Genomic DNA, 10,101 nt, shown 5'->3' on the forward strand with positions numbered 1-10,101 from the left:
GTGTGTCACAACTAGTGCAGAATGCCTAGTTCCTTTGCTTCTTCGATGGTTAATCCACTCTCACGAATCTCTTTCAACGCTTCAATGCGACGACGAGCTTCTGCAGATTTAACACTCTTAGAAGGCTTTTGTGACTCTACTTCTTCCGTGAAGTCCCACGTGCCAGCAATTTTACTCATTTCATCATGGTCAATAGAATTAATGGACATAATCACCTCCGAACAAACCATGCTAGGGACAGGTAATCTGTAGCAAACTCACTTGCCCCTTGTTAAGAATTTTAGCTCGATTCTGTGATTGTGGTATTAGTTCAGAAACTCTTGCTGTTTTTTTTATAAATAAGCTTTGCGCAGCCCGTTTCAGCACAGTACATTTAAAAGATTACCCCTACAGAAATGAAGTCGATCCCCGTCTCATTTTTTCTTCTCGTTTTCGCCTCTCACTATTGAGCCTGTTACCCATCTCTTAAAGCAATCTTCGAGTCACTTCACTGTTTTAAACTGTACTTCTTTTCACTCTCGAATTAAGAGTTAATGATAATCATTATCTTTTGTGTTTTTGAGTAAGATTATGAGTGAACTAAATAAGGCCCATGCTTTTCATAGCGCCCCTATAATTCAGGTTAGGGATTTGTGTGTTGATTACATTACCGACACTGGCGACTTCAACGCAGTAAAGTCGGTCAGTTTTGATATTGGTAAAGGCGAAATATTTGGCCTAGCCGGTGAGTCTGGTTGTGGCAAAAGTACTATCGCTTTTGCGATCAACCGCCTGCATAAGCCGCCAGCATTTATTTCTGGTGGACAAATCCATTTCCAAGGTAGTGATCTACTTAGACTATCCGACCAAGAGATTGGTGTCATTCGCTGGAGTCAAATCGCGATGGTATTCCAAAGTGCGATGAACTCGCTCAATCCTGTACTACCGATTCAGGAACAATTTGCGGATGTATTAAGACACCACAAAGGGATGAGTGAAGAACAAGCGAAAGACCGCGCCGAAAAATTACTTGATTTAGTCAATATTCCCCGTGAACGTCTTACTGAGTACCCTCACCAATTCAGCGGCGGAATGAGGCAACGACTGGTGATTGCTATCGCGCTGTCACTCAATCCTAAGTTGATTATCATGGATGAGCCAACCACAGCCTTAGACGTGGTAGTACAACGCGAGATCTTACAACAAATCTATCAACTTCGAGTTGAGTTTGGCTTTTCCGTTCTGTTCATTACCCACGACTTAGCCCTAATGAGCCAATTGTGTGATCGTATAGCGATCATGCGCCATGGCGAAATCGTCGAAGTCAATCAAGCGAAGCAGATCCGCAACAATCCCCAGCACCCATACACGCAAAAACTGTGGGCTTCATTCCCCAATATCCACGAAGGTAAGCATCAACAGCAAGGAGCGTTCGCATGAGCCAACCAATTATCCAACTCAATAATGTAGTGAAAGAGTTTACGATTGGTGGTGGCTTTGCTTCTGTCGATCGATTTAAAGCCCTACAAGGCATCACGCTTAACTTACACAAAGGGCGTACATTAGCACTCGTCGGCGAATCAGGCTGTGGTAAAAGCACCTGTGCACGGTTGATCACTAAGGTCTACCCTACCACCTCCGGCGAGATCTTATTTGAAGGCCAGAATATTGATCAGATCACAAGTAAAAAGGCACTGCTTGAATACCGCAGCAAAGTACAAATGGTATTCCAAGACCCGTTTGGCTCGCTAAACCCTACTCAAACCATCGCACATCACTTAACCCGCCCGCTAAAGATTCACAAGCAGGTCAAAAGTAATGCCGATATTCCTGCCAGGCTTAATGAGTTGATCGAGCTAGTTGAGCTAGCACCAGATACACTTGGGAAATACCCACATGAGCTAAGTGGCGGCCAGCGTCAAAGGGTTAACCTAGCAAGAGCCTTGGCAGTCGGTGCAGAGGTCATTCTTGCTGACGAACCTACGTCGATGCTCGATGTTTCGATTCGCTTAGGCGTGTTGAACCTAATGCAGCGCATGAAAAAAGAGCTCGGAATAGGTTTCCTCTACATTACCCATGATTTGGCAACCGCGCACTATATCGCAGAAGAAACCGCGGTGATGTACAGAGGTCAAATCGTTGAGTGGGGGGATACCCAAGCAATACTCACTAATCCACAACATCCTTACACCAAACTGCTTATCTCTGCGGTGCCAGACCCAGATTTACCATTTGGAAATTTAGTCGAGAATGAACCAAACTATTCTGTAGACGCTGATCAGATCCGTGAACAGAGTACTGTCGTGAGCGACGAGTTTGATCAAGTAGGTCATAATCACTATGTAAAACAGTGGGTTAATGCAGCATGAATCAATTAGATACGTGGGTAGAGCAGATCGGACATTGGTATCAACATCGAAAGCATGATCAAGGCAATCAGCTTGAATCATTGATCCTATCGCCACCCGATCAAGTCTGGGGACCATTGATTTCAGATCAACAGAGCAAAGCGATTGCCTGTTGGTTAGATGGCTGCTTACGTATCTTCAACCATTCGCGTTACGAAAATCCTGATAAGGCATATCAGTTCTTACAACTCGCCTATAGCAAACTTCAACAGGTAGTCTCTAATCCAGAGAGCCAAATTGAGTTAAAAGATTGGTGTATGAAACGAATTCAAAACCTGACGGTGCTCAGTTTAGAGTTTTGCAATCAGCAAGCTCAGCACCGTTGGCAGACGGAGTCGGTCGAACTTATCGAGTCTCACGTTCAGTTTATGACAGTCTATGCTTGGAATGAGGCACGGAACAATGATCAAGGGGCAGTGAAGGTAATCCATTAATCGCAGGTAAGAAGGCAGCCAGATAACGGAAAGATGATCAAGAGGTTCAGCCTTGATCATCTTTCCGTTTTTTATCGGGTCTGTTGACCTTTTGAGCTGAATTTTGGGCAAAAAAAAGCGAGCTCTGAGAACTCGCAAAATATTCAGAATGAATGTAACAATATGAGCCAATCTATCAGGGATAATTCAATCCCTCATTCATCAGAAAGGACAAAAGGTTGTCTATTCGGGGTAAATATTATCCAACTCACGCTGAACCAATGTCAGTGCTTTGTCAGGGGAATGTAGTAGCTGTGTTTAATCACTAGAAGAATGTAACAAGGTGTTTTCAAAGCAACAAAAAAAGCCAGTGCAATTGCACTGGCCTAGTAACTTATATGTCCTAAACGGTTATACCGCGACCTCATCCAAGGCTCGGAAGACGGTTTCGTCGAGATGCCCTTCAAACACTTGCTTACATACCTTACGGCGCACAGCCAAGCCCGCAATTAAGCGTTCAATGGACAAATGTTTGTTCTCACTTTGAGCATTATAGAGCTCGATCAATTTGCTCAGCGTCTCGTACGGAATGATCTCTTCGCCCACTCTTAGGTAGTCAAGCTTGTCAATCAGCTCCAGACACTCTTTTTGGATTGAGCTATGGGAATGCCCTGTCATCGCTGCTAAAGCCGTTATAGAGCGTTCTAGAGCCTCTGGTGAGGTATATTTAGATAGAGTAATGGTAATCTCATCAGCATTGATCTCAACCAGGTGCTTGCGTTGCTTCACGCGACGGCCTAGTTTTCCTCGTGGAGAGCGCTCTTTGCGTTGGATTGGCTCAAACTCACCGTCAATGATTTGCGACATCTCTTCAAGTTGTTGTTTCGAAACCATCTCATTTCGCAGTGGGTTAGGCAACGTAGGTGCCATGTTGCGTTTACCAGCATTAGTGGTACGAGCTCGAGAGTAACGCAACACTTCTTCCGCATCACATTTAATATCGACCTGATAATCTTTTACTTTGCCATTTTCGATCATGGTCGTGATCGTTAAGTGGTATCCCCACAAATTGACTAAGAAAAGATCGTCAGTCCCTTTACCTTCAGAAAGCCTTTTCAACTCACGAATAAGATCCATTGAGAATCGACGCCACTCAATATTACGCGCCAGTTTTTGGTTCAACTCACTTAGCAGCATCACATCAGAATGACGACGCGACATACGGCTACGGAAGTAGCTGTAGAGTTGGAATACGAGTGTGTGTTGCTTCAGAATTTCAGGCGGAAACAGGAAGAAATAATCACGAGTTAGCAGTTCTTCGTAGAACGATGGTTCCCACACCAGGATGTATAGGTTCGGTTTAATGCGAATTTCGCCGTCAGCGCCCTCTGTAGGGGCTTCTTCCGATGCAGTAATAGTTCTGGCTAAGAAACGGAAACGATCACTCTTAAAGCCTTCTGGCATGTTCTCACTTAGCCATCGGCCCGTAAGCTCGTGAAGCTGGAAATCCGTGAATTCAATACGATCAATACTGTCACGAATAGAATCGCGAGCAGGACCGCTGTCTTTCTTGCCACGAAGAGAAAGAATATCGGTAATGTACAACGGAGTTTTGTTTGGAACGTGGGTGCCGTCAAGTTGATACTGATGCTGGTGGTGCTCATGGTATTGCACGGTTAGCGTAAACAGGGCAAACAGCGTCATCAGATCATCAACCGTCATGATATTTTTCGATGATCTTGTTTCGATCACTGCACGTGTACCAGAGATCGAGACCATACTTTTTTGATAGCTCTTACGAGTTCTAGGTGGAGCAAGCGCTTGGTCAATGATACCGGCCCAGTTAGTAGGCGAAACGACAAATTGATCAGCTTCGTCTTTCATTGCTGGCGGTGTATTTAGTCCATGTTCATTTAATAAGCGTTTGTTAACTTGCGTTTGCGCTAGAGCTTTTGAACGTTTTTGCTTTTCAGTTTGTTTAACTGATTCAGTTACTAGACTAGTTGCGCCTAACACTGAAATAAGCTGATTAGGGTTAACAAAGCGATGCAGCATCGTTTTACCTGCAAGGCCTTCTTCAAATCGCACTGGTACCTGCTGAAACAGGCCGATATTGACTGCAGCTCGCAATCTTTGCTGAATTGCAGCTCGAGTGACTTGCCCATCAGTCGCATCGATAAGCTCAGTTGTAGAGACCAAACCATCTTTGCTGCTGAAACCTCGTAACGAGATTAAGTTAAGAAGTTCGACGATACTTTTTGTAACGCCTTTGAAGTGTTGGTACTGCTCAATCCAGTTAACAGCAACTTCAGACACTTCAAATAAATGTCCATCTTTGTGGCTTCTTGGCGCTTTGATCAGTAGTTTTTCGTCTGAGCTCATTATTAGATCCGTGTCACACTAGCCGTAATATCGCTATAGTTCCGAAAGAATAAAGAAAAAAAGATCATAAATAAAGAAAAACTTATTGCTTTTAAATAACTGATCTTTTTGATTAATCTGATCTTAATTGATTATATGATCTATTGATCTGAGCGTAATTATGCTTGTAAGTTACTGTGATTAAAGAGAATTTTTTTAAACGCTTGGAAAGCATGATCATGGAAACAACGAAAGCATGATCATTAAGTTATTGAAAGCATGATCAAATATTACCTGAACGATGATCATCATGTACTCGAATCACTGATCAAAGTAACACTGAAAGCATGATCATCGCTCCTACACACTTTATCCACAGGCGCTAGGATAACTCTTTTTCTAAAGCCGAGTTATTTCTGTTTTGGCTGCTGATTTTCACCGAAACGATGATCAAGGAAATGGTGTAAATATTAGAGATTGGATAAATGGTGAACAGTTAACTCAATTGAATGACAATCGAGTTGTCTGAGTTCTTCCACAGAGTATCGATACATAAATCCCGAAAGCATGATCATGATATAGCCGTTATTCATTGATTCCTTTGCGTTGCCTTTTCATTTTATCTTATTTAAGTGCTTAAATCCGCTTAGCTCTTAGTCCATCTGCATTCTTCCGTAAATTGAGGTGAAATTTTCATGCTTCCGAGTCGAGGCGACACTTGATCATTGTTCCGATCTTTGATCATTTCATTTGGATCTTGATAGGCGCGCTATTACAACGTGAATTGCCTTGATCATGGTTCCTGACTGTGTAAAAAATCCCGAAAGCATGATCACCGGAACTTCCTTGATCATCGTTCCGTTTCCATACCCTCTTTTACCAACATCAATTTGGTTCTTCAGCAATGTTTTTATCTTGTGTCGATTTTCCTAATCATAAAGTCAAGTCGAAATCACACTTGCCGTAAATTAGAGCACTTTCTTAATCGTTCCGAATATTGAAAGACACGTTTTGTTACTTTCTTTGTTTACAATGTAAATACGTGATGCTGTAACACTTTTAAAGTATCTTAGTTTTAGAGCTAAGTTACACTACTATTTTGACTTTAAATTGACTTATTTTTGCTCTATTTCATTAAAATAGGTGACGTGATTCTATTTAATGTGATTGATATCTATAATTGGATGTTCACCTTTTTATTGTTAGTTGCATTAAATGCTGTACAATATTCTCAAGTTACTAATAATGGAATTTGGCAAATGAAACGAGAACATACAATTGAGAGTCTCATTCAGTTAGCGGAAAAAACGGCTCAGGTTCAAGCGGACCGTATTGAGATTGTATTGGAAGAGCGTAGTGACGAACATTTTCCTCCGATGTCGAAAGCATTGATGGAAACTCGTTCTGGCTTAACTAGACGCAAATTGGATGATGCGATTGGCAAGCTTGAAGCATCTGGTCATCAGTTCACTAAGAATAACGCCAACCACTATTCAATCTCTTTGCAAGAAGCGCATATGCTGATGGATGCTGCAGGCATTCCAAAATTTCATGAGCGCAAAAACAACGGTGATAATAAACCGTGGATTATCAACGTTCAGAACCAAAAGGGTGGTACAGGTAAGTCGATGACGGCTGTGCATCTAGCAGCTTGCTTGGCGCTGAATTTAGATAAGCGCTACCGAATTTGTCTTATTGACTTAGACCCACAAGGCTCTTTGCGTCTGTTCTTGAACCCACAGATCAGCTTGACTGATCACGACAATATTTACTCGGCAGTAGACGTAATGTTGGATAACGTACCTGATGGTGTCGATGTCGATAACGAGTTCCTGCACAAAAACGTCTTGCTTCCGACTCAATATCCAAACCTGAAGACTGTGTCTGCATTCCCTGAAGATGCAATGTTCAATGCAGAAGCGTGGCAGCACCTTTCGCAAAATCAGTCGCTAGATATCGTTAAACTCCTAAAAGAAAAACTGATTGATAAGATCGCTGATGACTTCGATGTGATTATGATTGATACCGGTCCTCACGTTGATCCGCTAGTGTGGAATGCGATGTACGCTTCTAACGCGCTGCTAATTCCATGTGCGGCTAAGCGATTAGACTGGGCTTCGACAGTAAACTTTTTCCAACACCTTCCAACGGTATACGAAATGTTCCCTGAGGATTGGCAAGGGCTTGAGTTTGTACGTCTAATGCCAACTATGTTTGAAGATGACAACAAGAAGCAGGTTGCGGTATTAACCGAGATGAACTATCTACTTGGCGACCAGGTTATGATGGCGACAATACCAAGAAGCCGTGCATTTGAAACCTGTGCTGACACATATAGCACAGTGTTTGACCTAACTATTGGTGACTTTGAAGGGGGTAAGAAAACCCTTGCGACAGCACAAGATGCGGTTCAGAAAAGTGCACTCGAATTAGAGCGTGTTCTACACGGTCACTGGTCATCACTAAATCAGGGGTAAACTAACAAATGGCTATTAAAACTTCAGATTTAAACGCAAGATTGTTTGGCAAGGCGAATAAGCGCCATGTCACAACACCACAAGAAGCGCAACAAGCGGCTAAAGAGCAAGCGCAAGTGATTGAACTAGCTGTTGCTGGCGAAGAGAAAGTTCAGTTTGAGCTTGTTCGAATTCCTGCAGAGGAAATCGAGCAGAACACAGTTGTGTTTGCAGAGAACGCACGTGAGCAATCATTCTTAAACGAGCATGCGCTATCGGATGTGCTAGTTACACTTAAAGAGCGTGGTCAGCAGTATCCTGCGGTCGGTCGTCGCCGCGAAGATGGCAAGATTGAAGTGCTAGACGGTAGTCGCCGTCGTATGTCTTGTATTCTGTCTGACAAAGAGTTCATGATTTACGTTGGCGAGAACATCAGCACCGAACACGCTAAGTTCCTGTCTGACGTTGCGAATGCACACAAACCTCTTTCTTTGTATGAGAAGGGCAGAGAGATGCTGGCTAAACTAGAAAGCGGTGAGGCGGAAGACCAGAAAGCACTCGCTAAGATGTTCCAATGTAGTGAAGCGCTAGTGAGTGGTGCATTAAAAGCGGCAGATCTGCCTCTTGAACTGCTTCAGGCGTACCCAAATGTTGCTGAACTTGGTCGTCCAACAATCGTTAAACTGCACAAGCAATTTAATGCACTTGATTCAGGTAAGCAGGCTAGCTTGCTTGAAAAGTGCGCCTCCAAGCAGGGATTTGTATGGCAGCGTACTCAATCGCAGGGCGTAGCTCGAATCACTAAAGAAGTGACCGAAACCATCGAAGCTTGGATTGAAGAGCTGTCACCGAGTAAAAAATCCGGTGTAGCGAAAACTGATTTAGTTAAAGGCCGCGCGAGTTACACTCGTAAAGGCAATAACCTCACTCGCCATAATGTCGCTACATTGATTCTGTTACTGTTTGCCTAGTTCATGACTGTTACTAAAGACTACTTTTCTCAACTCCTCGAAACCGCTGCGAAATCGAATCACCGCATTGGCGTGGTAGTGCGTGGGGATCTGCATTGGCAGCAACAATGTTTAGAGGCTGCGTTTTCTGTTGTTGCTGATGAGAAGATATTTTTGCTAGGTGGCGAGACATCATACCCGGTAGGGAAAAGTGTTGGTTTTAAGAAGGGGCAACAGCTACTTGGTCAGGAGTGCCAGTTATTGTGTTGTGACCTGCGTGACGGATTTGATGCCAACAGTTTTACTGCGGCGACGGGTTGCGTCGTGGGTGGCGGATTGGTGGTTATTTTAACTGGGCAGCAGACTCAACCAACGTTAGGTCAAGCATGGCTCGATAACGCACTACAAAAATTGATTACCCTAGAGCAGGGCAATGAGCTCACCCTACCAAATTATGCTTTTGACAATGCTCATCCCCATTTCGACGAGCAAGACCAAGCAATAGCTAAAATCCGTAAAGTGGTTGAAGGGCATCGTAAACGTCCGTTAGTTTTAACTGCCGATAGAGGGCGAGGAAAAAGCAGTGCACTGGGTATCGCGGCAGCAGAGCTTATCCAGCAACGTTCAATCCATATCGTGGTGACTGCACCCACATTAGCAACAGTTCAACCTGTTTTTGAACACGCTAAGCGTCTATTGCCTCAAGCTAAGTTAGAAAAGGGTAGGTTGGAGTATCAGCAGTCAGTCGTCGAATTTGTCGCGCCGGATGAATTGTTAAGAAGTGGACGAGTGGGGGACTGCTTGTTTGTTGATGAGGCATCGGCGATTCCAATTCCTATGCTCCAGAAAATGGTCGAAGTGCATCATCGCGCCGTATTCTCTACCACTATTCACGGTTACGAAGGGTGTGGAAGAGGCTTCACAATTAAGTTTCAATCTTGGCTTAAACAGCAGCGACCAGGCGCTCAGTTTCTACACATCTCTCAGTCGATCCGGTGGAACCAGTCTGATCCGCTAGAACAGTGGTTATTCGATACTTTCTTACTCAACGCTGAACTACGTAGCTTAGCAGGAACGGATACGAATACGCAGTTGGTCGAGATTGATAAACAGCAATTACTCGCCGAACCTTCACTTCTGGAAGCTTGTTTTGCATTGTTGGTTAATGCGCACTATCAGACGTCACCGAACGACCTAATGTTATTACTAGATGATGAGGCTATTCAGCTTCATGCAGTTTTCGATAATAACCAGTGCTTGGGTTGTATGCTGACTGTGGTCGAAGGGCAGTTTGATGATGAGTTGGTAGAGCAGGTTCTACTTGGAAAGCGCCGACCACGTGGTCATATGGTTCCGACCATGATGGCAAGTCAATTTGGCATCGCTGAGGCGGCAACAGAGTCGAGTATTCGAATTATGCGAATTGCGGTTCACCCTGAAAGGCAGAGATCGGGTTTGGGTAGAACCATGGTCAGCCAATTGATTAACAATCATGATTATAGTTACTGCTCTACTAGCTTTGGTGCCACAGAAG

The 10,101-nt window shown here is 43.7% G+C and carries 8 protein-coding genes; 6 read left to right on the forward strand and 2 right to left on the reverse strand.

What is annotated here, in order from left to right:
* Window positions 1-11: 11 nt before the first annotated feature.
* A complete protein-coding gene (locus QTO00_RS10085) occupies window positions 12-209 on the reverse strand; it encodes a PA3496 family putative envelope integrity protein (RefSeq protein ID WP_038202195.1) in 198 nt (65 codons plus the stop codon).
* 361 nt (window positions 210-570) lie between these two features.
* On the opposite strand from QTO00_RS10085, the gene QTO00_RS10090 reads away from it, so the two are divergent.
* From QTO00_RS10090 to QTO00_RS10100, 3 genes are read left to right on the forward strand one after another with little or no spacing between them, the layout of a single operon-like run.
* Entirely contained in the window at window positions 571-1,419 is an 849-nt protein-coding gene (locus tag QTO00_RS10090) for an ABC transporter ATP-binding protein (protein ID WP_331424651.1), read from the forward strand.
* Window positions 1,416-2,348 (forward strand): ATP-binding cassette domain-containing protein, encoded by a 933-nt coding sequence (locus tag QTO00_RS10095; protein WP_331424652.1) that lies wholly within the window; start codon window positions 1,416-1,418, stop codon window positions 2,346-2,348. Before QTO00_RS10090 ends, QTO00_RS10095 begins: the two co-directional genes overlap by 4 nt.
* Window positions 2,345-2,821: a transcriptional regulator gene (locus QTO00_RS10100; RefSeq protein WP_331424653.1), complete on the forward strand. Its 477-nt coding sequence runs from the start codon at window positions 2,345-2,347 to the stop codon at window positions 2,819-2,821. Before QTO00_RS10095 ends, QTO00_RS10100 begins: the two co-directional genes overlap by 4 nt.
* A gap of 390 nt (window positions 2,822-3,211) precedes the next feature.
* Here QTO00_RS10100 and QTO00_RS10105 read toward each other — a convergent pair whose 3' ends face one another.
* Entirely contained in the window at window positions 3,212-5,182 is a 1,971-nt protein-coding gene (locus QTO00_RS10105) for a replication initiator protein RctB domain-containing protein (protein WP_331424655.1), read from the reverse strand.
* Window positions 5,183-6,420: 1,238 nt separating this feature from the next.
* Between QTO00_RS10105 and QTO00_RS10110 the strand changes: the two genes are divergently transcribed.
* From QTO00_RS10110 to QTO00_RS10120, 3 genes are all read left to right on the forward strand, one after another.
* On the forward strand, window positions 6,421-7,638 hold the full coding sequence (locus tag QTO00_RS10110; RefSeq protein ID WP_331424656.1) for a ParA family protein: 1,218 nt from the start codon (window positions 6,421-6,423) through the stop codon (window positions 7,636-7,638).
* Window positions 7,639-7,646: 8 nt separating this feature from the next.
* Window positions 7,647-8,588: a ParB/RepB/Spo0J family partition protein gene (locus QTO00_RS10115; RefSeq protein WP_331424657.1), complete on the forward strand. Its 942-nt coding sequence runs from the start codon at window positions 7,647-7,649 to the stop codon at window positions 8,586-8,588.
* 3 nt (window positions 8,589-8,591) lie between these two features.
* The coding region (locus QTO00_RS10120) for a GNAT family N-acetyltransferase (RefSeq protein ID WP_331424658.1) at window positions 8,592-10,101 on the forward strand (1,510 nt) is incomplete at its 3' end.

It is taken from the genome of Vibrio sp. M260118 (genome assembly GCF_036533755.1).
Classification (GTDB): domain Bacteria; phylum Pseudomonadota; class Gammaproteobacteria; order Enterobacterales; family Vibrionaceae; genus Vibrio.